A 22,844-nucleotide genomic window follows, 5' to 3' on the forward strand; every position below is an offset into this window, starting at 1 on the left:
CTGAACATCACTACTGCTTGTTGATATAGAAGTATTATGGAATACAATCGGTAACATGAACAAGGTTACAGTACACGACAAATTCATCATTGTGGACAGTTGCCACGTGCAAACCGGCAGCTGGAATTACACGGAATCCGCCAAACGCAACAGCGAAAACGTGCTGATCCTCTGGAATCAACCCAACACAGCCAAGGCCTACCTAGGCCACTGGCAATCCCGCTTCAATCAGGGCACGCCCTATCCATGAGAGCGCACCATCCAATAAACGACACCGCCCCTACCAGCAGGCTTCGTCAAAGCGCTCTGCAAAAAGGATAAATGCTCACCGCATTTCCCACCCTTTCCGACGGTCGACCGCCGGAAAGCGGACATTTCCGCTGACTGAAGCGCAAAGATCAGTTTCTGGCCTGAAAGTAAGCGTCGAACTTCGCCTGTGCTTCGTCGCCAAAGAGAATCTGGCAGGCTTCCATCAGGCCTTCGGCGCGGCGGATGTCTTCGTGGCGCACAACGAGGGCGATTTTGGAGCGGCGACGCAGGAAGTCTTCCAGCGTGGTGATCATTTCCTGCTGCTTGGCGAGGCGGATTTCGCAGCGGATGTAGTCGGTACCCTTGATGAGTACTTCGGCCTGGCGCGGGTCTTCGCGGATGTCGGCAAGCAGTTCCAGGGCCTGCTGGCCGTAACGGCGCCACAGGCGGCTGCTTAAGGGCTCGATGGCATCGGGCGAGGTGTAGCGACCCAGATCCATCAGGCGGGCCTGATGCAGGTATTCCTCGCGCACGGCAGCCGGCGCTTCGCCGTACCAGGTGTAGTTGGGGAACGGCAGGCGGACGCCCATGCCGGCAACAAGGTCGGCCACTTCATTGCCGACGTTGATGCAGTCGGTCAGCTTGCCGCCGAAGATGCTGATGTGGGCGTTTGCCGGATTGGCGTCGATTTCGTGCTTGCGCGACATCTGCAGCCAGTCGCGCGCCTGGCCATCCTTGCCGGCCTTGACCACGAGGGGCCGGACACCGCAGCGCTCGGCGATGATGTCTGCGCGCCCCAGCGGCTTGGCCAGCTTGAGCCGCTTGTTGATGTTGTCCAGCACGAACTGGCGGTCTTCATCAGTGACCTCGGCATACGGCGATTCAACCCGCGTGTCGGTGGTGCCGATGCAGGTGCGCATGCCCATCGGGATGACGAAGAACAGGCGACCGTCGTCAGCAAAGAAGGTCAGGATGCGGTTGTTCGGCGTGATCTGGGGCACGATCAGGTGGATGCCCTTGGAGAAGGCATGCCGATGCGCCGTGCGCTCGCCGGTCAGGCCGTTGTGCGCATCGACGAACGGACCGGCGGCATTGATCAGCACCTTGGCGCGAATCTCGAATTCGCGGCCGGACATCCCGTCCCGCGCCCGGGTAAGCCAGCGGTCGCCGACCTTGCGCGCGCCCAGCGATTCGACATAGTTGGCGGCAATACAGCCACGGTCCATGGCGGCGCGGATGAACTGGAAAACAAAGCGCGAGTCGTTGTCGTACAGATAGGCGTCCGAGTATTCGAAGCCGCCGTAAAAGCGGTCGGTCCGGATCAGCGGCTCCTCGGCTTCGACCCGTTTTCTGGAGAGCCAGTTGGGGACTTTGGTGAAGCCGTTGCCGAACAGCCAATACACCCAGGTCCCGAGATAAACGAACAGCGGGTGGAAACGGAATCCCTTTTCCAGCGTCGAGTAAAAGCGGATTTCCCGGATGCGCGAGGGGTAGTGTTCCAGCAGATGGTTGCGGCTCTTGCACAGATCGCGCACCAGGCCGTAATCGTGGCTTTCCAGGTACTTGATCCCACCCCAGGCGAGGTTGCTGGACTGCTGGCTGGTAAACCCTGCGAAATCGCGCTGGTCGATCAAGGCCACGCGCGCCCCCTTGCCGGAGAGCGCGGCAGCGGCCACAGCGCCGTTGATGCCGCCGCCGATAATCAGCACATCGTAGTCGTGCTGTTCCAGCTTTGCGATGTTACTGGCCCGCAGTTTCACAACGCCCACCCTTTCACGCGATTAGCCATCGTCCGTCTTATCCTTAAGCCGATTTGGCGGCCGCGTTTGCCAGCTGATTGCTGTGCTTGAGCGTCAGCATGAAGAGCAGGATGGACATGATGCAGGAACCGATCATCAGCATGAAGCCGCCATCCCAGCCGAAGGCATCGACCGTGTAGCCGACCACGGCATTCGCGGCCACCGTACCGCCCAGATAACCGAACAGGCCGGTAAAGCCCGCTGCCGTCCCGGCGGCTTTCTTGGGCGCCAGTTCAAGGGCGTACAGCCCGATCAGCATGACCGGCCCATAGATCAGGAAACCGATGGCGATCAGCGCCAGCATGTCGACCGTCGGATTGCCCGCCGGGTTCATCCAGTAGACCAGGGTGGCGAGCGTCACCAGCACCATGAAGACGATCCCGGTGGTGGCGCGGTTGCCCTTGAAGAACTTGTCGGACATCCAGCCGCACAGCAGGGTGCCGGGGATACCGGCCCACTCGTAGAGGAAATACGCCCAGGACGACTTGGCGACCGTGAAGTCCTTCACTTCCTTCAGGTAAGTCGGCGCCCAGTCGAGCACGCCATAACGCAGCAGATAGACAAAAACGTTGGCAAAAGCGATGTACCACAGGAGCTTGTTCGGCAGGATGTAGAGCTTGAAGATCTCCTTCGTGCTCAGTTCTTCTTCATGCTTCTCGCTGTAGTCCTCGGGAATGTCGTTCTTGTACACCTCGATGGCCGGCAGGCCGCAGGATTGCGGCGTATCGCGCATCGTGGCATAGATGAAAACAGCCACGACAATTGCCGCGATGGCCGGTACGTAGAAAGCCGAACGCCAGTCGGCAAACCACATCATGCCGAGCAGGAAAAGCGGCCCGACCAAACCGCCGCCGACGTTGTGGGCGCAGTTCCAGATCGAGACAATCTGGCCGCGTTCCTTCTGCGACCACCAATGCACCATCGTCCGGCCGCACGGGGGCCAGCCCATGCCCTGGAACCAACCGTTCAGGAACAGCAGGCAGAACATGATCGAAACGCTGGAGGTCGCCCAGGGCACAAAGCCCATCAGCAGAAAGATGGAGGCCGAAAGCAGCAGCCCCACGGTCAGGAAGACACGCGGATTGGAGCGGTCCGAGACCACGCCCATCAGGAATTTCGAAAATCCGTAGGAAATCGCCACGGCCGACATCGCAAAGCCGAGATCGCCGCGCGAGAAGCCCTGCTCAACGAGATACGGCACCGCGAGCGAAAAGTTTTTTCTGATCAGGTAGTAACCGGCATAGCCGATAAAAATACCCAGGAAAATCTGCCAACGCAGACGGGAGTAAAGCGCACCCTGTTGTTCCGCAGGCACTTGCGGAATATGCGCAGCAGGCATGAAAAAACCGATCACGCGGATCTCCAAATGTTGTTAAACGAACAAATGCGCGTTTCCACAGCCGCAACAGCCGCAGAAATAGACGTTAAGGCGCGAATTCTAGGGCCAAAAGACGGGACAACCAAGCACAAAATGTTGCAATTCGAACATTTTAAGCACCGTATTTGAACAAATCGCCACACCCGGAGTCAGGCCAATCCGGGCAACGCCGCCCCGAAAACGCCCATGACATGCCATAATTCAGCCCACCCTCGGCAAACCCGATTCGATTGCGCTGGCGACATGAAAAGAAAATTTTCGCAAATGAACCTGAATCCGCGACATCAGGACATCCTCGCCCTGATCAAGCGGCAAGGCTTCATTGCCACCGAAACCCTGGCACAGACGTTTCAGGTCACCGCGCAAACCATCCGCCGCGACATCAACGAGCTCTGCGACCAGGGCCTGCTCCGGCGCCACCACGGCGGCGCCGCGCCGATCTCCAGCATCGAGAACGTCAATTACACCGACCGTCAGATTCTGAACCACGCCAACAAGCAACGTATCGCGCAACGACTGGCCGAACAGATTCCGGACAATGCCTCGCTCTTCATCAACATCGGCACCACCACCGAAGCGGTCGCCAAGGCGCTGAGCGGACACAAGAACCTGCGCATCATCACCAACAACCTGAACGTCGCCACCCACCTGAGCGCCAATCCCGACAATGAGGTCATCGTCGCCGGTGGCGTCGTGCGCAGCGATGGCGGCGTGATCGGCGAATCCACCATCGACTTCATTCGTCAGTTCAAGGTCGACTACGGGATCATCGGGATTTCCGGCATCGACACCGATGGAACCCTGCTCGATTACGATTACCGTGAAGTTCGCGTCGCCCAAGCCATCATCGACAATGCGCGGGAAGTGTTCCTGGCCGCCGACCACACCAAATTCACCTGCACGCCCATGGTGCGCCTGTGTCACATCGGCGATATCGACGCGCTCTTCACCGACCGCACGCCGCCCGAGGAAATCCAGCCGATCCTCACCCAAAGCAATGTCCGGGTCTACGTCGCCCCGACCACCGAAACCGGCCATCAAACCGCCTAAGCCCGAGCGATTCCCTGCATGGACCCCGCCCTCCTCGCCAAATGGCCCAACGTCCCCGCCTGTTTTGAATGGCTTTCCCTCGACCGGCGCGGCCAATGGCGGCTCAAGGGCGAGGTGATCGCCCATCGCGGTCTGATCACCTTCCTGAATCTCAACTACGCGGTCGACGATCTTGGTCGCTGGTTTGTGCAAAACGGGCCGCAGCGGGCTTTTGTGGATCTCGCCTACAGCCCCTGGGTGTTTCACCGTGCGCCGGATGGCAGCCCGGCCTTCATCAGCCATACCGGGCGCCCCGCCGGCGACATCCGTGCGCTCCACCTGGATGCCGAAGGCAATCTGCTGCTCGATACCGAACTGGGCCCCGGCCTGCTCGATGACCGCGACCTCGCCACGCTGCTGGCCGAGTGTACCGACAGCACCGGCCACCCCGTCAGCGACGAAGCGCTGGCCGCGTTACTCGCGGGCGAGACGCCTGCCATCACCTGGCACACGCTTCCCCTCACGCCCTTGCCGACGGTCGACCTCGAAAAACACTTCAATTTCGTCCGTACGCCCCGCGAGGCAGGCTGAACTGCTGCCTGCGCAGACCGCGCCTGGCGCGGTGCAAACATCACCCGATTGAGCGGGCCCCGTCCCCCGCCTCTTTAAGAAAAGGGCGACGCGGACGGCCTCACGCCTTAACCGGTTTCACCCGCACCGCCCACAGCACCCCCGCCACCAGGCCGCCGATACCGAGCACGGTCAGGGCATCCGGCCATACACCGCGCAACAGATAGGCATAGAGCAAGGCCGCCAGGGTTTCGAAAACGATCAGTTGCCCGACCAAGGCGGTCGGCAGGCGCTGGCTGGCCTCGTTCCAGCACAAGGTCCCGAGCCAGGAAGCAAAGAGGCCGATGGCAAACATCAAGCCTACGAAGGCCCAGGGGTCCGGCCCCAGCGGCAGAGGAAAGCCCGCATCGCCGCCCATCAGCCACGCCACCACGCTATAGCCCAGCGCTGCCAGCGGCAAGGTCGCCAGCCCCTGCGCGGTGGCCCAGGCACGCGGCGAACGCGTCGGATGATCGCGCAGCCAGTCTGCATTCTTGAGCGGATACCAGGTCCAGCAGGCGACAGCCCCCACGGCCAGCAAGGCACCGAGCCCATAGCGGGCCTGCGCCTCGGCGGTCGACGCTGCCAGAGCGGCCATTTCTGCCTGATTCACGCAGCCGATGCCGAGCAGGATGAGCCCCAGCGGCGGCAACAAGCGCCGCCACGGCAGATGACCATCGCGCTGATGGCTGCGCAGATTGGCCGTGATCGAAATCACCACCGGCAGCGTGCCGATGATCATGGTCGGCAAGGGCCCGCCCGCACGCTGGATGGCGCTGGAGAGGCAGAGGTAATACAGCAGGTTGCCGATGGCGGCGAGCTTGAGTGCGGCCAGCCAGTCGGCCCGCGACAGTTCCGCCAGCGCACGCCGGTCAAACCAGGCCAGGGGCAAGGCGATCACGCCAAAGGCGAGGTAGCGCCCCACCGTATGCAGCGCAGCCGGATAGTTCGGCAAGAGCAAGGGGCCGACAAAAACCAGCCCCCACATCAGCCCCGCCGCCAGGGCAAAGGCAATACCCGGCAGACGGCTCACGGGGCAGGCTTCTGCAGCAGATCGACGCGCTGCGGGTTGAAGAAGGTTGCCCCTTCTGGCCCGAGATAGGACTCAAACTTGGCCTGAACGCGGGCGTACAACTCGGGCGACAGGCGATGATCGCTGTGCGTCACCTGGATCATGCGTTGGTCAAACTGGGCGAAATTCTCGAAATAACTGCGCGTCAGGAAGAACATTTCCTCCTTCAGGGCCAGTCGACCGTCGGACACGGCCCGTTGCACGGCCGCAAACGCAGCCTCCCGCACGACTTTTTCATCATGGAAGAGCTTGAATACCTCGTTCAGCTCACCGGCATACACCGGCTCGGAAATCCAGGCCAGGCCGCCCGGCTTCAAAACACGGGCGATTTCCGATAACGCGTCGTCCATCCGGTCCATCGGCACGTGGTGCAGCGACTTGAACATCAGCACCAGATCAACGCTCGCATCCGGCAAGGGAATCGTCTCCGCCCCCCCCTGGGCAAAGCGCACAGCGGGCAGATCGGTCACCTGCAGATTCTTCGCATGCTGAATCTGATCCACCTCCAGCGCCACGATTTCCTTCACGCGCCCGGTCTGCGCCAGCGTCCGCGTCTTGTCCGCCTTGCCACAGCCCAACTCCAGCACCACCGCCCCATCGAGCGGCAAGGACTCAAGCAACACATTGACTTCATTGACCACGCGGGTCTGGGTGGGATCGGCGATTTTCATGGTGGGCTCTTTGACAAAACGGATGGCCGACGGTCGACCGTCGGCAAGGCATGGATTTCAGCGGGCAGCCGCCTGCATCAGGATTTCTGCCGCACGCAGACGGTGTTCCGCGCTGGCAGTGGGATCGTTCATCACGGCGAGCAGGAAAGCCTGCGGCTGGCTGTAGCTCGTGCCCACGTTCTGCCAGCCGGCCGGCGGCAGCGCGGCGTGCTGGCCAGCCTCGCCTGCGCGGGCAGCGGTCGGTAATACAGCGGGCGTCACCTCGCTCACCGGCGGCAGGCCGAGTTCCTTCAGGGCACGTCGGAAATCAGCCGCTGCGAGGCTGCGCACGCCAATCAGCAGATCGGCCTGACGGTCACGGCCCGGCGGGATGTCGAGGCCGGGTTCGTCGCGGAACATGGCGCCCATGCCGGGATCGATGAAAGCGGACCAGCGCTCGCTCTCGGCATCCAGGCTGGGCAGATCCGGCAAGGTCCCCTGCGGAAATTCGGCGATCACGCGCCCCGCCGGCAGGTCCCCCAGATAACGCCGGCGCAGGCCATCCAGAAACGCCAGGCCGTCGCTCGGACTGACGGCTTCGCGCAACGAAAACCAGGCACGATAACCGCCCGTGGCATTGACCGAGAGCGCCGGCAAGGGCAATTGCAGTTCATCCTGAATCCCGGCCAGCAGACGCGCCAGGGCTTCCCAGTCGGCATTGCGCACAATCTCGAGAAAGAGCGTACGGCAACGGCCATCCTCGGTGAGGGGCAGATCGGCCGGCTGATCGGGCAGCAGAAAAAGGCGGCGGCGTTCAGTGGCGAGACGGTCGGCGGTCATGGTAAGGCTCCATCAAACAGGGTCAGGCGGCGGGCGCCATGAGGATTTGGGGGCTCAGTTCGCAACCTTCAAGATAGACCGTGCCTTCCTGGATGGTGCAGGCCAGACGCATGTTGCGCTCGGCTAGCGCAGCCAGGGCAGCGCCCTCTTCCGCCGTGATGCGCAGCACGGTGAGATTGCTGAAACGGCTGAGCTTGTCGCGGGCTTGCTGCCACCAAACATCGACAGCGCGGGCACCATAGGTGAGCACGGTCACGGCCTCGGCGCGGGCGCAGGCTTTACGGATGCGCTCCTCGTCCGGCTGGCCGACTTCAACCCAGCGCTGGATGATGCCGCCCGGGTCAATTTCCCAAAGGGCGGGCTCATCATCATTCGAGATGCCCTTGCCAAAGCTGAGGTCCGGCGCGCCATGGAGGGCAAAGGCCAGCACGCGCACCATCATGCGCTCGTCGGTCTCGGACGGGTGGCGAGCGATGGTCAGTGCATGTTCGCCAAAATAGCCTCGGTCGAGATCGGCAATGTTCAGTTCAGCCTTGAAGATGGTGGATTTGAGGGCCATGGTGTCGCCAGATACATGAAAGCGGCGGATTATCCCACGGCGGACTTATAATAAGCATTCTCTAATCCTTCAGAGCCCCATTCCCGATGCGCCGCCTCACGCTCCAACTTGCCGCCCTGTTTCTTGCCCTGCCCTTGCTGCTGGCCGCCCGGCCGGTCCGGGCCGAGATCATCGACATCGATCACGCCACCCTCAATCAGTTGCGGCAAAAAGGCATCCCCGTGATCGACATTCGCCTGCAAAGCGAATGGGAACAAACCGGCATCGTGCCGGGCAGCCATCTGCTCACCTTCTTCGATGAACGCGGCCGCTACGATGCGCCGGCCTGGCTGGCCAAGGTGCACAAGATCGCCAAGCCGAACGACGCGGTGATCGTCATCTGCCGCACCGGCAATCGCACCCGGCCGGTCAGCCAGTTGCTCTCTCAGCAGGCGGGCTACACCACCGTGTACAACGTAAAATCGGGCATCAAGGACTGGATCGCCCAGGGCGGCGCGCCGGCCCCCGCCGCACCAGTCATCGCTGCCTGCAAGGCTGAGCAGCGCTGCTGACACGCCGGATCGCGACCGAAAACAAGCCTGCCCCGACGGTCGACCGTCGGCAAGGCCTCAAAACCGGCCCGGCGTTTTAGTCACAACGGACGTAAAAAAGCCCCGCCGCGCGGCGAGGCTTTTGACGATCGGGCTGCGCCCGGATCAAACGTTGCTGGCCAGATTGGTCAGCACGATGTTCTGGCGGAAGGTTTCCATCATCTTCTGCAGACCAACCTTGGCACGCGTGTTGATGATCAGCGGTGCGCGCAGGTTCGGGGCGATCACCTTCTGGCTGCCGTCTTCCTGCTTCGACAGGATCTGCATGACGACCACCTCTTCCGGCGCGGGCGATTGCAGCAGTGCGTTTTCGGCATCGGTCAGGGCCAGCTCGTAGTTGTAGCCCAGTGCATGCGGATCAATGATCTGAAAGGCCACCGCGGCATCTTCCAGGGACTGCAGGGTGAAGCTTGCGACATCGCCCGCATCGGCTTCGTGCACCAGCATGTAGCGCTTGAGGTCCTCAAACCCGACCAGACCGTTCGGGAACGTGATGACGTTCTCCGGGCTGACTTCGACCTTGCCGAACAGATAGGTGTCGACTTGCATCCCCGTTTCTCCCTCGAATGATGAATGACAATAGCCGCGATCCTACACCAAGCCTTGCCGCTTGTGCCGACGGCGTTTTCGGGGGCGGCGGGGCGGTTGTGTTTTCCGGGAGTTTTGCGCATAGTGCACGCCCGATTTTTGCTGTCCAGCCGTCCCATGCTTGCTCCGATCGAACACCGCATCGCCGTTGAACTCAATGTCCGCCCCGCCCAGGTCAATGCCGCCATTGCCCTGCTCGACGAAGGCGCCACCGTGCCCTTCATCGCCCGTTACCGTAAGGAAGTAACCGGCGGCCTCGATGACACGCAGCTGCGCACGCTGGAAGAGCGCCTGGGCTATCTGCGCGAACTCGAAGACCGCCGCGCCGCCATCCTGGCCAGCATTGAAGAACAGGGCAAACTGACGCCCGAACTCAAGGCCGAGATCGACGACGCCGAGACCAAGCAGCGCCTGGAAGACCTTTATCTGCCGTACAAGCAGAAGCGCCGCACCAAGGCCCAGATTGCCCGCGAAGCCGGCATCGAACCGCTGGCCCTGGCCCTGCTCGACAACCCCGAGCTGACGCCGGACGAAGAAGCCGAACAATTCCTCAACGCTGAAGCCGGTTTTGCCGATACCAAGGCCGTGCTCGACGGTGCCCGTCAGATCCTGATGGAAAAGTTCGCCGAAGATGCGGACCTCCTGCGCGGCCTGCGTGAATACCTGAACGAACACGGGCAGGTACGCGCCAAGGTCATCGAGGGCAAGGAAGTCGAAGGCGCCAAATTCCGCGACTGGTTCGACTTTGCCGAAGCCATCGCCGACATGCCCTCGCACCGCGCCCTGGCGCTGCTGCGTGGCCGTAACGAAGGCGTGCTCTCGGTCACGCTGGTTCTGGATTCAGAACTCGATGAAGAGAACATCAAGCCGGGCCCCAACCCGTGCGAAATGCGCATCGCCAGCAAGTTCGGCATCAAGGCGCAGGGCCGCCCGGCCGACAAGTGGCTGCAGGACACCGTCCGCTGGACCTGGAAGGTGAAGGTCTACACCCACCTTGAACTCGAACTGATGAACGCCTTGCGCGAGCGGGCGGAAGAAGAAGCCATCCGCATTTTCGGCAAGAACCTCAAGGACCTGCTGCTCGCCGCGCCGGCCGGCCAGCACGTGACCATGGGCATTGACCCGGGCATCCGCACCGGCTGCAAGATCGCGGTTGTCGACGCCACCGGCAAGCTGCTCGACACCGCCACGATTTACCCGCACGAGCCGCGCAACGACTGGGCCGGTTCCATCCATACCATCGCCCGCCTGGCCGCTCAGCATGGCGTTTCTCTGGTCGCCATCGGCAACGGTACGGCCAGCCGCGAGACCGACAAGCTGGTGCAGGATGTGATGAAGAAATATCCGGAGGCGCGCCTGACCAAGATCGTCGTCTCCGAAGCCGGTGCATCGGTTTATTCCGCCTCCGAACTGGCCGCCAAGGAATTCCCGGACCTCGACGTCTCCATCCGCGGCGCCGTCTCGATCGCCCGCCGCCTGCAGGACCCGCTGGCCGAACTGGTGAAGATCGAGCCGAAATCGATTGGCGTTGGCCAGTACCAGCATGACGTCTCGCAAACCAAGCTGGCCCGCTCGCTGGATGCCGTGGTCGAGGACTGCGTGAATGCCGTCGGGGTCGATGTGAACACCGCCTCCGTCCCGCTGCTCACCCGCATTTCCGGCCTCAATGCCAGCCTCGCTGCCAACATCGTCAATTACCGCGATGCCAACGGCGCCTTCCGCTCCCGCGACGACCTCAAGAAGGTGCCGCGTCTGGGCGACAAGACCTTCGAGCAGGCCGCCGGCTTCCTGCGCGTGCCGAACGGCGACAACCCGCTCGATGCGTCCTCCGTCCACCCGGAAGCCTACCCGGTGGTCGAGCAGATCATTGTCGATCTCAAGAAACCGATCAAGGAACTGCTTGGCGACAGCCGCACGCTGAAGAGCGTCAACGCCAGCAAATACACCAGCGAGCGCTTTGGCCTGCCGACCGTACAGGACATCCTCAAAGAACTCGAGAAACCGGGCCGCGACCCGCGCCCCGAGTTCAAGACGGCGACCTTTGCGGAAGGCGTCGAAGAGGTGAAGGACCTGCGTCCGGGCATGATTCTCGAAGGCGTGGTGACCAACGTCGCCGCCTTTGGCGCCTTTGTCGACATCGGCGTGCATCAGGACGGCCTGGTGCATGTCTCCGCGCTCTCCAACACCTTTGTCAAAGACCCGCACGAGATCGTCAAGGCCGGGCAAGTGGTCAAGGTCAAGGTGCTGGAAGTCGACCTGCCACGCCAGCGCATCGCCCTGACCATGCGCATGAGCGACGAACCGGGCAAGGGCCGCAGCCAGGAATCCGGCACCCAGCGCGGCGCTCCGCTATCAAGGAACCAGGCCCGCCACACCAGCACCCCGCCGCCCTCGGGGAACGCCATGGCAGCGGCTTTTGCCAAGCTGAAACGCTGAATCTCACCGCCGGTTCGCCGGCGGTTTTCATTTGCTTACATCCGGTAACAGCATCACGACAGCCATACGGCAAGCGCAAGCGTAAACTCCCTATTCAGAACAGGGAGAAAATCATGAAAACCCATCGTCTTGCACTCGGCATCGCCCTCGGGCTGTTGCCGTTTGGCCTCTGGGCCGGCTTTGCCTTGCCCGAATTGCTGAGCGCCGAGCAAAACGGCATCTGGTTCTGGCGCCGCAACCTGATCATCCTCTCCGGCATCGTCGCGCTATGGTGGATGAGCACCGGCATGCTGCTTGCCACGCGCGCACGTTGGCTGGAAAACATGTTTGGCGGTTTGGACAAGCTCTACCGCCTGCACAAGGATGTCGGCATCGGCGCCGGCATTTTCGTGCTGGTGCACTGGCAACTGGAATGGCTGCCGAAGAAACTGGCCAAACTGGGCTGGCTCCCCAGCCGTCCACGCGGCCCGAAACAACACGACCTGTGGCTCGATCTGGCCAAGGATGTCGGCGAGTGGGCCGGTTATCTGCTCATGGCGCTGGTCGTCATCGCCCTGCTGCGCCGCATTCCGTATCGCGCCTTCCGGCTCGTGCATAAGGCCTTCGGCGCCATCTTCATCGCCGGCGCCTTTCATGGCCTGTTGCTGCTACCCAAGGATTTCTGGCAAACGCCGCTGGGCTGGAGCACACTCGTCGTTGCCGCCATCGGCGTCGTACCCGCCCTGCTCTCTCTGAGCGGACGCCTTGGGCGCACACGCCAGCATCCAGCCCGGATCGAACATCTGCGCCAGCAACCGGGCGGTGTCCTCGAACTGACCTGCCGCCCGGAAAGCTGGCCTGGCCATCGCGCCGGCCAATTCCTGTTCATCGATTTCGGCACGCCCGTGGAAGGCGCCCATCCCTTCACGATTGCCTCCGCCTGGGCGCCTGAACAAGGCACGCTGACACTGGCCATCAAGGCCTTGGGCGACTTCACCAACCGCCTGAGCGATCACATCCGTACCGGACAGACGGTTCGCCTGGAAGGCCCCTATGGCCGCTTCGATTTCGACATCTCACGTCCGGGGGTGAAGCCGGCCAGCCAAATCTGGGTCGCCGGCGGCATTGGTGTGACGCCCTTCCTCGCCCGCCTGCAGGCGCTGGCGCAAACGGGGGAACGCAGCGACATCGATTTCTTCTATGCCTGTGCAGGCGACAGCGACTTCCCCGCCCAGCTCGAAACCCTCTGCGCTCAGACGGGTGTCCGTCTACACCCGCGCCGCACGGATCGCGACGGCCCCTTCAGCCTGCCCGAGATCACCCGACACCTGCGCACCCAGTGCTCGGTCTGGTTCTGCGGTCCGCGCCGCTGGGGCGAATCGCTCAGCCAGGCATGCCGCCAAGGCGGTCTGCCCACACATCAGTTTCACCAGGAAGCCTTCGAGTTTCGCTAAAACACAGCGGCTTTCCTCGACTTGGGAAAATGAGGGCCTGCCGACGGTCGACCGTCGGCAGGCCCTCATACTGCATGCGCCCCCCGTCCAGGCCGCGCGCCCTAGCAAGCCTGAGACGGAAAACTGGGATAATGTCGGGCCTGATTCAACGACCCCGATGGAAGAAGCACCATGTCCCAAATTCGTGTGTTCGGCATCAAGAACTGCGATACTAAATTAACAACTATCTCGACCTAATTTAGCTGCATCGGGTACGCGACTGACCAAGCAAACATGGCGAAATCAGTCGTGTACACCGGTCAACCGGTTGAATCTAATAGCCCTGTACCGCTTTTGGTATGCGAATCGATGGCTATTGGACATGAACAAGCTCGGCATCGTAGTTTTCGGCGAAACGGACCACGTTTCCTACTGCAACACCTTCGTGGAAGCTCAAGCCTTGGCAAAGCAAGGCGCTGATTACATCCGCGACAACCTCAACGCCCCTTCCCATCCTGTCAGCTTCGTGGGCCTCATGCTCGACGACAACTGGATGGACCATGCAACGGAAGAGGAAAAAGGCATCGCAGGAGGCCAGATCGCTGGCATCTGCTACGACACGATTTTCCAGTCCCGCCTGTACCACACTGAGTTGCACAAGCAGTTTGAAACCCCTGCGTTCCTCTTCACCGCCTTCAAGCAGTACCTGGATCAGGATTCCTACAGCTACTACCTGCGCCTCTTGGGCGTGGTGGAATGGACGGATCATGATCAGCTCTGCCATGCTGCGCTTCAGGCTTTCGTCTTCGCCCAGAAGCGCAAGCAGATCGAATACGCTGAGGATTCAATTGCCCACCTGCTCATGATGGACCTTGATCTGGATAACGTCGAAGAAATGCCGGAATGTCCATTGCCTCCTCCTGCATCTTCGCAGAGGCAACATTGATCCGCTTCTCAATGCCAACCACCCTGCCCTCGTTGATCGAAAACAGCAGATCGGATTCGTAAACGCTTTCGAAACCGATCAGGATGGTCTTGAGGCGCTTGCCAATTGGGCAACGCAACTGTCCGCTGAACCAATCAGCCCAGATAGGTAGCTCTGTACCAGGAAATAGATGCTGCAACGTGATGGCATTCCCTTCCCTGTCGTGCGCCACCAACCCGATTAGGAACAAGCGATTGTCTTCGATACGCCAATGGCCGACATACATCCGGTCCAGACAGGTGGGCGTGGCATAGAAGCCTGGTCGTTCTGACCAGCTGGCAAGATAGGGTTCAAGGGGCAACGAACAAAGGGCATACCAATCGCCCTCGTATTCCAGGCATTCAGGAACCTGCATCGTCATCTGTCGATGTCCCTTGGGGTGTTACGACGTGCTTCCATAGCCCCTGCAAGGTGGACACTTGTTGATCGGCTGGTTGTCGTCCTTCCCATTTCCCTTTCGGCAATGATGGCTTGAACACCATTGCCATCCACATTCCTTGCAACGATACGCAGTCAGGCCGCATAGACAGCGATAGCTCATCGTTTTTCCTTTCTGGCTTTCATGTTGTGCTGCCCCGACGAACGTGTTCATCCTGCAACAGGGAGTCCAGCCAGCGTTCAAGGAAGTTGTTGATGGTGAGATGCACCTTCAGGTCAGCAGGCCCGCCCTTAATTGGATAGGCCTCCTCGAAGCTGTAGATGTCCTTGTAGATTCTGGCCTCAGCCAACTCCCAATCCGTGTAGATGGAGATGACGATACGAGCCAACTGGAACATGACCATTGTCAATGGCTTCAAGAAAGGCAGCCAAAGCGCCAGACTCAGCGTTTGCTCCCTTGAATGCTGAAACGCCAAGATCAAGCATGGTCAGGGATTCATCAAGTGAAAGCCCCTTTTCTTCCGCATATGCTTTGGCGAGATCGTCCTGCCGACGTAAACTGTCACCTTTCCTCTGCTCTGCGGTAGAGAATCGGATGTAGTTATAGGCGAGCGGCACTGTTTGCTCCATGCGTGGATTGTATATGGCTGAGAAAAAAGTTGTTAATTTAGTATTCGGTATCAAAAACTGCGACACCATGAAAAAAGCCATGACCTGGTTGTCCGACCAGGGCATTGCCTATGAATTCATCGACTACAAGAAGGCTGGCGTGGCGGCGTCTCATTTGCCGGACTGGATGGCCCGGGCCGGTTGGGAAACTTTGCTCAATACCCGTGGCCTGATGTGGAAAAAATTGACCGACGAGGAACGTTCGGCGGTCGACGCGGCCAAAGCACAACATTTGATGACCCAGTATCCGGCGCTGATCAAACGTCCGGTGCTGGATACCGGCATTGACCTGCTGGTCGGCTTCAAGCCGGAGATTTATGCGGAGAAATTGAAATGAGCGACAGCTACGTTCGTCGTTTTTTGTTTGAAGGCCTCGATATTCGCGGTGCCATCGTTCACCTGGGCGATGCTTGGCAATACATGCAGGCCGGCCGGGATTACCAGCCGACCGTGGCGCAGTTGCTCGGCGAAACGGCTGCCGTGACCGCCCTGATCGGCGGCCAGTTGAAGCAACCCGGTCGCCTGACCCTACAATTGCGCGGCAACGGCCCGATCCAGTTGCTGGTCATGGACTGCAACGAGCAGTTGCAATTACGCGGCATGGCGCGCAGCAACCCGGTCGTCCTGCCGGCGCCGGTTCCGGAACTGCTCGGCGCCCATCAAGGTGGACAGCTCATGTTGAGCCTGGATCTGCCCACCGCCCGCCAGCCCTATCAAAGCTTCGTACCCATGGTCGGCGAGAGCATTGCCGCCATTTTCGAGCACTATCTGGAGCAATCCGAGCAACAGCCCTCGCGTCTATTTGCGACTGCCGCGTCCAAGGCGGCTGTCTGCCTCTTCCTGCAGAAGATGCCCGGTGCCGACGAGCGCGATGCCGATGGCTGGCATCGTGTCACCCAACTGGCGTCCACGGTCAAAACGGCCGAACTGCTGGAACTCGATGCCGAGACCCTGCTGGGCCGACTCTTCCACGAGGAGATCGAGGCCGGCGGCATTCGCGTCTATGACCCGCAACCCGTGGTCTATCACTGCCCGGAGGACTGGGACAAGGTACGCGACATGATCCGTGGCATCGGCCAGGCCGATGCGGAAACGCTGATCGCAGAACATGGCGAGATCGTCATTCAGGACGACATCTGCAACCGTGTGTACCGCTTTACGGCAGAAGACGTGCAAGCGCTGTTTGCCGAAAGCCAGGCCGAAAAACTGCACTGAGCATGGACAACGCCCCCTTTCTCGATCGTCGCGTCGAACTGCTCTACCGCAACCTGCGGCTGGGTCAGGCGGCGGCGATCCTGAATGCGGGGTTTCTGGTCTGGGTTGCCCACGCGACCCAGACGACCATCGGTAGCGCTGCACTCTTTCTGTGGCTGGGGGCCTGCGTGCTGATTGCCGCACTGCGCGTTCTGAGCAGCGTGCTTTATGAGCGCCAGACGCCGGTGCAGCGCCAACAACAGTTGCAACTCTGGTACCAACGCCTCGTCGCGGGGGCCTTTGCCAGCGGCCTTGCCTGGTCGGTGGGGACAATTCTCCTGATGTACCAGCAGTCCTTGTCCCAGCAGCTGTTTACCGGTTTCGTGATGGCCGGCATGGTGGCCGGGGCCGTCCCCGTCCTGGCGGCAGACAAGAAGGCGTTTCGGGTATTTGCCTGGCCGGTGGTCACCACCATCGGCATCTGCGCCCTGGGCCCCGACCCGATTCATCTCGCCTTTGCGGTCATGGCCCTGATTTTCCTGGCCTTCAGTACGCGCAGCGCGGATTTCTTCCACCACACGCTGATCGACAGCTATCGCCTGGCTCAAGACAAAGCGGGCCTGATCGAACAACTCAAGGCCGCACAGCTTGAAACCGAGCTGACCAACCGCCTCAAGACGGAATTTCTCGCCAATATCAGCCACGAACTCCGTACGCCGATGAATGGCATTCTGGGTTTGAGTGATTTGCTGGATCAGGATGAACTCACCCCGAGCCAGCGCGAATTGCTGACGCCCTTGCGTGCTTCGGGCCAGGAACTGATGCACCTGATCAACAACCTGATCGACCTCTCCGCCCTGGAAGCCGGGAAGACCCACCTCCACCCCGCACCCTTCGCCCTCTCGGAGTTTGTCGCCGCCCTGCTCGCCGAACACCGTACGCCAGCCCAGCAAAAAGGCCTGGCCCTGATCGAAGAAGTCGATCCGAACCTGCCGGGCATGCTGGTCGGCGATCTCAAGCACTTGCGTCAGATTTTCCGGCACCTGCTGAACAATGCGACCCGCTTTACCGAAGCCGGCCACATCACGGTCAGCGTGTATCTGGCACGCTCGGACGACAACACCGCCTGGCTCACCTTCTCGATCCGGGACACCGGCCCCGGCATTCCGGCCCACGTACTACCGCGCCTGAAGGGCATCCTGGCGCAAGGGGACGGCAGCAGCAACCGGCAATTTGGTGGGCTTGGCGTCGGCTTGCCGATTGCTCGCAAGCTGATCGAACTGATGGGCGGTCAGCTCGAGATCGAAAGCCAGGAAGGAGAAGGCAGTACCTTCCGCTTCACCCTGCCCTTCGAACTCCCGCCAGAAGAAGCCGATCTGCTTGCCCTGACAGGTGACGCAGCAGGGGCTGCCTGATCACAACACCTTGCCGGGATTCATCCGGCCATCCGGATCGAGCGCGCCCTTGATCCGCTGCATGAGATCGAGTTCCAGCGCCGATTTGTAACGCCGGATTTCATCGCGCTTCAATTGACCCAAGCCGTGCTCGGCGGAAATCGAGCCTTTCAGGGCGTGGACCGTGTCATGCACGATGCGATTGACGCTTGGCTGGCAGGCCAGGAAGGCCGCGTTATCCTGAGCATCGGCCTTGGAGAGGTTGTAATGCAGGTTGCCATCGCCAACATGGCCGAAGGCAACCACGCGGATGCCGGGAAAGGCATCATTCAGCGCAGCATCGGCGCGCTCGAGGAAAGCCGGGATGGCAGAAACCGGCACGGCCACGTCGTGCTTGATGCTGATACCTTCGATTTTCTGGGCCTCGGAAATGCACTCGCGCAAAACCCAGAGTGCCCGTGCCTGCTCACCGGATTGGGCCAGCGCCCCATCGCTCACCGCCCCCACCTCAAGGCAATCGGCCAGCCAGGCTTCAACCCGCGCCGGATCGGCCTCGGAAAACTCGGCGAGCACATACCAGGGGCTCGGCGGCGTGGGCGGCCGGGTATCCGGAATATGCCTGAGCACCAGGTCCAGCGAGACGGCCGAGATCAGTTCAAACGCGGTCAACTGCGCATCGAAGCTGGTTTTGGCCCGATTCAACAGGTCGACCGCCGCCGCCGGGCTGCGTACGTTCAGCCAGCAGGTGGTTTGCTGCTTTGGCAGCGGGAAAAGCTTCAGTACGGCAGCGGTGATGATGCCCAGCGTGCCTTCGGCCCCGATGAACAGCTGCTTCAGGTCGTAGCCCGTGTTGTCCTTGCGCAAGCCGCGCAAGCCATCCCAGACTTCACCGCTGGCCAGGACCACTTCCAGCCCGAGGGTCAGTTCGCGCGTGTTGCCGTAACGCAGCACCTGCACACCGCCCGCATTGGTTGAGAGGTTGCCGCCGATCTGGCAGGTCCCCTCAGAGGCCAGCGAAAGCGGGAAGAGACGATCCAGGGCACGCGCCGCAGCCTGTACCTCAAGAAGCGTGCAGCCGGCTTCCACGGAAATCGTGTTGTTTTCCGGGTCGACCGCCAGAATACGGTTCATCCGGCTCAGCGAGATGATGACTGCTGCGCCGCTCGCATCCGGCGTCGCCGCGCCGCACAGGCTGGTATTGCCGCCCTGCGGCACCACCGGAACCCTCGCTGCGGCACACAGCGCCATCACGGCGGAGACTTCCGCCGTACTGCCGGGGCGCACGACACAGCGTACCGCCCCCTGATAACGCCCCCGCCAGTCAGTCACGTACGGCGCCAGATCGGCCGGCGCCGTGATCACCTGGGCAGCGCCGACCACCCCGGCCAGTTGGGCGACCAGGGTGTCCATCGTCTCAGATGACTTCGGCGTAGAGGTCATGGTGATCGGCATCGATGACCTTGACCTTCAGGAAGTCGCCCGGCTGGGCATCAAAGTGCCCGTCCAGATAGACCAGACCATCGATTTCCGGGGCATCGGCCTTGGAGCGGGCAATCGTGCCCTCTTCATCGACTTCGTCGACCAGCACGTCGATCACGGTATCGATCTTGGCGGCCAGCTTTTCGGCAGAAATGTCTTCCTGCACCTGCATCAGCCAGCGGCGACGATCTTCACGCACGGACTCCGGCAGCAATTCGCCCAACTCGTTAGCCTTGGCGCCCTCGACCGGCGAATAGGCAAAGGCCCCCACACGGTCGAGCTTGGCATCTTCCAGGAACTGGATGAGTTGGTCGAAATCTTCCTCCGTCTCGCCGGGGAAGCCGGTGATGAAGGTCGAGCGGATGACGATCTCCGGACAGATCGAACGCCATTTGGCGATGCGCTCCAGCGTATTCTCAGCCGAGGCCGGGCGCTTCATGGCCTTGAGGATGCGCGGGCTGGCGTGCTGGAAGGGCACATCGAGGTACGGCAGGATCTTGCCTTCGGCCATCAGCGGAATCACGTCATCCACAGACGGATAGGGATAGACATAGTGCAGACGCACCCAGATGCCGAACTGGGCCATGGCCTCGCACAGTTCCTTCAGACGGGTACGCACCGGCTTGCCGCCCCAGAAGGCGGTACGGTATTTGACATCGACGCCATAGGCCGAGGTGTCCTGCGAAATGACCAGCAGTTCCTTGACGCCGGCGCGGGCCAGATTTTCGGCCTCGGCCAGCACATCACCGACCGGACGCGAGACCAGCGGACCGCGCAGGGACGGGATGATGCAGAAGGTGCAGCTGTGGTTGCAGCCCTCGGAAATCTTCAGGTAGGCGTAGTGATCCGGCGTCAGGCGCACGCCCTGCGGCGGCACGAGGTCGGTGTAGGGATCATGCGGCTTGGGCAGGTGCTGATGCACGTAGCCCATCACCTCGTCGGCGGCATGCGGGCCGGTCACGGCAAGCACGGACGGATGGGTCGTCTGCACAATATCGCCCTTGGCACCGAGGCAGCCGGTCACGATGACCTTGCCGTTTTCGTTGAGGGCCTCGCCGATCGCGTCGAGCGACTCTTCCACCGCGGCATCGATGAAGCCGCAGGTATTGACGATGACCAGGTCGGCATCGTCGTAGTTGGGCGAGAGGTTGTAGCCTTCGGCACGCAACTTGGTGAGGATGCGCTCGGTATCGGAACCGGCCTTCGGGCAGCCGAGGGAAACGATGCCGACGGTCGGCACTTTGATCTCAGTAGTCATGCAGTAAAACCTTTTTCCGGGTCGACCGGCGTACAAAGGCGATATTTTACCGGGAGAACGCGCAGTTCACGCGGGCAGGCGCGTAATCACCCGCTGCAAGGCAGCAAAACAGTCAGGATCGATGGCCGTGCCGACATGCTCCGCCATCATCTCCAGGGTTTTCGGGATCGGGATGGCTCCGCGATACGGTCGCTCAGCCGTGATCGCATCGAAGATATCCGCCGTCGTGATGATCCGGGTTTCGAGACTGATCTCGTCTGCCGTGAGCCCACGCGGGTAGCCCTTGCCATCGAGCCGCTCGTGGTGTGCGCCGGCGACGCGCGCCAGTTCGGCAAAGGCATCAATCCGGGCCAGGATGGCTTCGGTGTACTGGGCATGGGCCTGTACGGCCCGCCACTCGTCGTCATCGAGCTTGCCGGGCTTGTCGAGAATGCTGTTGCTGACGCCGAGCTTGCCTACATCGTGCAGCAACGCCCCGCGCTTCAACCAGCGCCGACGCGAGGCTGCCACATCCATTTCTTCGGCAATCAACTCGGTATACAGGGCGACACGCGCACTGTGGCCGCTGGTGTACGGGCTTTTCGAGTCGACCACCTGACCAAACGCAGTGGCAATGTCATCGAGATAGTCATCGTCCAGATCAACCGCATGCCCGGCCGGCTCCAGGGCCAGGACAGCCCGATCCACCGCACCGGAGGCCAAGGTCATCCAGAAGGCGGCATCCTGCGCCACAAGTTCAAAGGCATCGACCAGTGCAGGATCGAACCATTGCCCGCGGCGTGCCCGGATTTCGTCCAATGCAGCCTGTCGACCGTCGCTCGCATGAAAAACATCGATCACCTGAGCCAGCAGGGCAATCCGCGCATAGAGTGGAATCGCCTCACCCGCCAGGCCTTGCGGGCGCCCCTTGCCGTTGAAATGCTCATCAAGGCTATAGATGCCCTCGGAAACTGTCTCCGGGAAACGCAACAGGCGGGCGATTTCCGCCCCCCGCTGGCAGCGGGTGGCGATCAGTTCAGTTGCGATCTCATCACCGTGACGCACGATGTTGAGCACACTGCGGAAGCGCTCGGTCAGCGGCGCCCCCAAGCCGGTATGACCGAGCACGAAATTCAGGACCTGCGGCAGACTATCCCCCACGGTCTTGAAATCCCGCTTGAAGGCAAGGTCGTCGGTCAGATAAAGCTCGCAAATGCGGGCCGCATTGCTGCTGCAACCGAGATCTTTCAAGAGCAAGGTATAGTACAGGCCCCACAAGGCCTCATCCGACAAGCCGATCCGCCGCCCGATGTGCATGCCGATCCAGCAACAGCGCACACAGTGGCCTTCAGGCTGGCCTTCGGTGATATCCAGCGCATAACTGAGCGCCGAAATCAATTCCGACAGGCGCAGGGATGCGGGTGTGGCAATGCGGGCAAGTTGAGGCATGCAGGAGAGACGCTGGCTTGGGATAAAAGTTCTGCAGGCCGGTCAATCGCCCAACAGTTTGCGGACAAAACCTTCAACATAAGCCGGCCGCAGGGGCTTCAGAATATAACCGCGTGCGCCGCGAGTCGCCGCCTCGGCCACCAATTGCTTGTCAGGACACCCCGTTACCATCACCACGGCTGTTTCCGGGCTGGCTTCAAGGATTTGCGGCAAGGCATCCATACCGCCCATCACCGGCATGTTGATGTCGAGGCATAGCAGGCGGGGCTTGTGGTTGCGCGCCGCCTGGACGGCTTCACTGCCATTGGTCACGGCCTGCACGACCTGCAGCCCGCACTCTTCCAGCAAGCCCTTGAGGACGATCCGAACGGAACCGGTGTCATCGGCGATCACGGCCGTGCCGCGCACCCGGCCCATGCGTCCGCCTGGCGCAGCCGTACTCGCTTTACGAGCCAGCGCGCGGGCATCCGCGATGTCCTTGAGTTCCGCCACAATCTGCTGCTGACTGAAAGGCTTGCGGATGAATCCGGCGGCACCGGCATCTGCGGCACGCTCTTCCAAGCCGGCTTCGGCAGAGGCCGTCATGAACACCACATCGATTTCGGGGGCCATCGCCTGGATGATGCGCAGCAAGGTCAGCCCATCCCGCCCCGGCAGGTTGTAATCCAGACAGACGAGATCGGGCTGCAGGCTGCGTAAGGAATTTTCCAGCAGTTGCCCATCCTCCAGGGCGCCCACCACATCGTGGCCTACCGTCGAAAACAAGGCCGCCAGCACCTTACGCATCGCGGCATTGTCATCAATGATCAGAATTCGCATTGCCTGTCCTGCCCATTTCATCTTGTTAT

The 22,844-nt window shown here is 61.3% G+C and carries 24 protein-coding genes; 10 read left to right on the top strand and 14 right to left on the bottom strand.

Annotated elements, in window-relative coordinates:
• Positions 1-25: 25 nt before the first annotated feature.
• Complete coding sequence (locus tag AACO21_RS02920; RefSeq protein ID WP_346191417.1) at positions 26-250, top strand: phospholipase D-like domain-containing protein; 225 nt, start codon at positions 26-28, stop codon at positions 248-250.
• Between the two features lie 148 nt (positions 251-398).
• Here the strand turns inward: AACO21_RS02920 and AACO21_RS02925 are convergent, their stop codons facing one another.
• Both AACO21_RS02925 and glpT read right to left on the bottom strand, forming a co-directional pair.
• Positions 399-2,009, bottom strand: coding sequence for a glycerol-3-phosphate dehydrogenase/oxidase (locus tag AACO21_RS02925; RefSeq protein ID WP_346190992.1), 1,611 nt, complete (start codon positions 2,007-2,009; stop codon positions 399-401).
• Positions 2,010-2,052: 43 nt separating this feature from the next.
• A complete protein-coding gene (gene glpT / locus AACO21_RS02930) occupies positions 2,053-3,402 on the bottom strand; it encodes a glycerol-3-phosphate transporter (protein ID WP_346190993.1) in 1,350 nt (449 codons plus the stop codon).
• 288 nt (positions 3,403-3,690) lie between these two features.
• Between glpT and AACO21_RS02935 the strand changes: the two genes are divergently transcribed.
• Both AACO21_RS02935 and AACO21_RS02940 read left to right on the top strand, forming a co-directional pair.
• Entirely contained in the window at positions 3,691-4,476 is a 786-nt protein-coding gene (locus tag AACO21_RS02935; protein WP_346190994.1) for a DeoR family transcriptional regulator, read from the top strand.
• Between the two features lie 18 nt (positions 4,477-4,494).
• Positions 4,495-5,046: a DUF2946 family protein gene (locus AACO21_RS02940; protein ID WP_346190995.1), complete on the top strand. Its 552-nt coding sequence runs from the start codon at positions 4,495-4,497 to the stop codon at positions 5,044-5,046.
• A 100-nt stretch (positions 5,047-5,146) separates the two neighbouring features.
• Here AACO21_RS02940 and AACO21_RS02945 read toward each other — a convergent pair whose 3' ends face one another.
• Genes AACO21_RS02945 through AACO21_RS02960 form a run of 4 tightly spaced genes read right to left on the bottom strand, consistent with a single transcriptional unit; the run spans position 5,147 to position 8,185 of the window.
• On the bottom strand, positions 5,147-6,097 hold the full coding sequence (locus tag AACO21_RS02945) for a DMT family transporter (protein ID WP_346190996.1): 951 nt from the start codon (positions 6,095-6,097) through the stop codon (positions 5,147-5,149).
• Positions 6,094-6,807: a class I SAM-dependent methyltransferase gene (locus tag AACO21_RS02950; protein ID WP_346190997.1), complete on the bottom strand. Its 714-nt coding sequence runs from the start codon at positions 6,805-6,807 to the stop codon at positions 6,094-6,096. Before AACO21_RS02950 ends, AACO21_RS02945 begins: the two co-directional genes overlap by 4 nt.
• Before the next feature lie 57 nt (positions 6,808-6,864).
• The gene (locus tag AACO21_RS02955; RefSeq protein WP_346190998.1) at positions 6,865-7,626 is read right to left on the bottom strand and encodes a hypothetical protein; all 762 of its coding nucleotides are present in this window, start codon (positions 7,624-7,626) and stop codon (positions 6,865-6,867) included.
• A gap of 22 nt (positions 7,627-7,648) precedes the next feature.
• Positions 7,649-8,185 carry a YaeQ family protein gene (locus tag AACO21_RS02960; protein WP_346190999.1) on the bottom strand — a complete coding sequence of 179 codons (537 nt, stop codon included), beginning with the start codon at positions 8,183-8,185 and terminating at the stop codon, positions 7,649-7,651.
• 86 nt (positions 8,186-8,271) lie between these two features.
• Between AACO21_RS02960 and AACO21_RS02965 the strand changes: the two genes are divergently transcribed.
• Positions 8,272-8,736 (top strand): rhodanese-like domain-containing protein, encoded by a 465-nt coding sequence (locus tag AACO21_RS02965; RefSeq protein ID WP_346191000.1) that lies wholly within the window; start codon positions 8,272-8,274, stop codon positions 8,734-8,736.
• A gap of 144 nt (positions 8,737-8,880) precedes the next feature.
• Here AACO21_RS02965 and fliW read toward each other — a convergent pair whose 3' ends face one another.
• On the bottom strand, positions 8,881-9,324 hold the full coding sequence (fliW, locus tag AACO21_RS02970; protein ID WP_346191001.1) for a flagellar assembly protein FliW: 444 nt from the start codon (positions 9,322-9,324) through the stop codon (positions 8,881-8,883).
• A 156-nt stretch (positions 9,325-9,480) separates the two neighbouring features.
• Here fliW and AACO21_RS02975 point away from each other — a divergent pair, with 156 nt between their 5' ends.
• The 3 genes from AACO21_RS02975 (at position 9,481) to AACO21_RS02985 (ending at position 14,157) form a co-directional block, all read left to right on the top strand.
• Positions 9,481-11,799: a Tex family protein gene (locus AACO21_RS02975; RefSeq protein WP_346191002.1), complete on the top strand. Its 2,319-nt coding sequence runs from the start codon at positions 9,481-9,483 to the stop codon at positions 11,797-11,799.
• Positions 11,800-11,912: 113 nt separating this feature from the next.
• Positions 11,913-13,232, top strand: coding sequence for a ferric reductase-like transmembrane domain-containing protein (locus AACO21_RS02980; RefSeq protein WP_346191003.1), 1,320 nt, complete (start codon positions 11,913-11,915; stop codon positions 13,230-13,232).
• A gap of 361 nt (positions 13,233-13,593) precedes the next feature.
• On the top strand, positions 13,594-14,157 hold the full coding sequence (locus AACO21_RS02985; RefSeq protein WP_346191004.1) for a hypothetical protein: 564 nt from the start codon (positions 13,594-13,596) through the stop codon (positions 14,155-14,157).
• Here AACO21_RS02985 and AACO21_RS02990 read toward each other — a convergent pair.
• The 3 genes from AACO21_RS02990 to AACO21_RS03000 all read right to left on the bottom strand — a co-directional run bounded on the left by AACO21_RS02990 (position 14,072) and on the right by AACO21_RS03000 (position 15,192).
• Positions 14,072-14,557: a hypothetical protein gene (locus AACO21_RS02990; RefSeq protein ID WP_346191005.1), complete on the bottom strand. Its 486-nt coding sequence runs from the start codon at positions 14,555-14,557 to the stop codon at positions 14,072-14,074. The two genes, AACO21_RS02985 and AACO21_RS02990, sit on opposite strands and share 86 nt — an antisense overlap.
• A 199-nt stretch (positions 14,558-14,756) precedes the next feature.
• Positions 14,757-14,924, bottom strand: coding sequence for a hypothetical protein (locus tag AACO21_RS02995; RefSeq protein WP_346191006.1), 168 nt, complete (start codon positions 14,922-14,924; stop codon positions 14,757-14,759).
• The gene (locus tag AACO21_RS03000; RefSeq protein ID WP_346191007.1) at positions 14,917-15,192 is read right to left on the bottom strand and encodes a recombinase family protein; all 276 of its coding nucleotides are present in this window, start codon (positions 15,190-15,192) and stop codon (positions 14,917-14,919) included. Before AACO21_RS03000 ends, AACO21_RS02995 begins: the two co-directional genes overlap by 8 nt.
• A gap of 25 nt (positions 15,193-15,217) precedes the next feature.
• Between AACO21_RS03000 and AACO21_RS03005 the strand changes: the two genes are divergently transcribed.
• Genes AACO21_RS03005 through AACO21_RS03015 form a run of 3 tightly spaced genes read left to right on the top strand, consistent with a single transcriptional unit; the run spans position 15,218 to position 17,852 of the window.
• The gene (locus tag AACO21_RS03005) at positions 15,218-15,580 is read left to right on the top strand and encodes an ArsC family reductase (protein WP_346191008.1); all 363 of its coding nucleotides are present in this window, start codon (positions 15,218-15,220) and stop codon (positions 15,578-15,580) included.
• Positions 15,577-16,458 (top strand): Hsp33 family molecular chaperone HslO, encoded by an 882-nt coding sequence (locus AACO21_RS03010; protein WP_346191009.1) that lies wholly within the window; start codon positions 15,577-15,579, stop codon positions 16,456-16,458. The genes AACO21_RS03005 and AACO21_RS03010 overlap by 4 nt, the downstream gene beginning before the upstream one ends.
• A gap of 2 nt (positions 16,459-16,460) precedes the next feature.
• The gene (locus tag AACO21_RS03015) at positions 16,461-17,852 is read left to right on the top strand and encodes an ATP-binding protein (protein WP_346191010.1); all 1,392 of its coding nucleotides are present in this window, start codon (positions 16,461-16,463) and stop codon (positions 17,850-17,852) included.
• Here the strand turns inward: AACO21_RS03015 and AACO21_RS03020 are convergent, their stop codons facing one another.
• From AACO21_RS03020 to AACO21_RS03035, 4 genes are all read right to left on the bottom strand, one after another.
• A complete protein-coding gene (locus tag AACO21_RS03020; RefSeq protein WP_346191418.1) occupies positions 17,853-19,241 on the bottom strand; it encodes an FAD-binding oxidoreductase in 1,389 nt (462 codons plus the stop codon).
• Between the two features lie 4 nt (positions 19,242-19,245).
• Entirely contained in the window at positions 19,246-20,568 is a 1,323-nt protein-coding gene (gene rimO / locus AACO21_RS03025) for a 30S ribosomal protein S12 methylthiotransferase RimO (protein WP_346191011.1), read from the bottom strand.
• A 66-nt stretch (positions 20,569-20,634) separates the two neighbouring features.
• Positions 20,635-21,996 (bottom strand): HD-GYP domain-containing protein, encoded by a 1,362-nt coding sequence (locus tag AACO21_RS03030; RefSeq protein WP_346191012.1) that lies wholly within the window; start codon positions 21,994-21,996, stop codon positions 20,635-20,637.
• A 42-nt stretch (positions 21,997-22,038) separates the two neighbouring features.
• Entirely contained in the window at positions 22,039-22,815 is a 777-nt protein-coding gene (locus AACO21_RS03035; protein WP_346191013.1) for a response regulator, read from the bottom strand.
• Between the last annotated feature and the right edge of the window lie 29 nt (positions 22,816-22,844).

The sequence above is a fragment of the Dechloromonas sp. ZS-1 genome (genome assembly GCF_039649255.1).
In the GTDB taxonomy this organism is placed as follows: domain Bacteria; phylum Pseudomonadota; class Gammaproteobacteria; order Burkholderiales; family Rhodocyclaceae; genus Azonexus.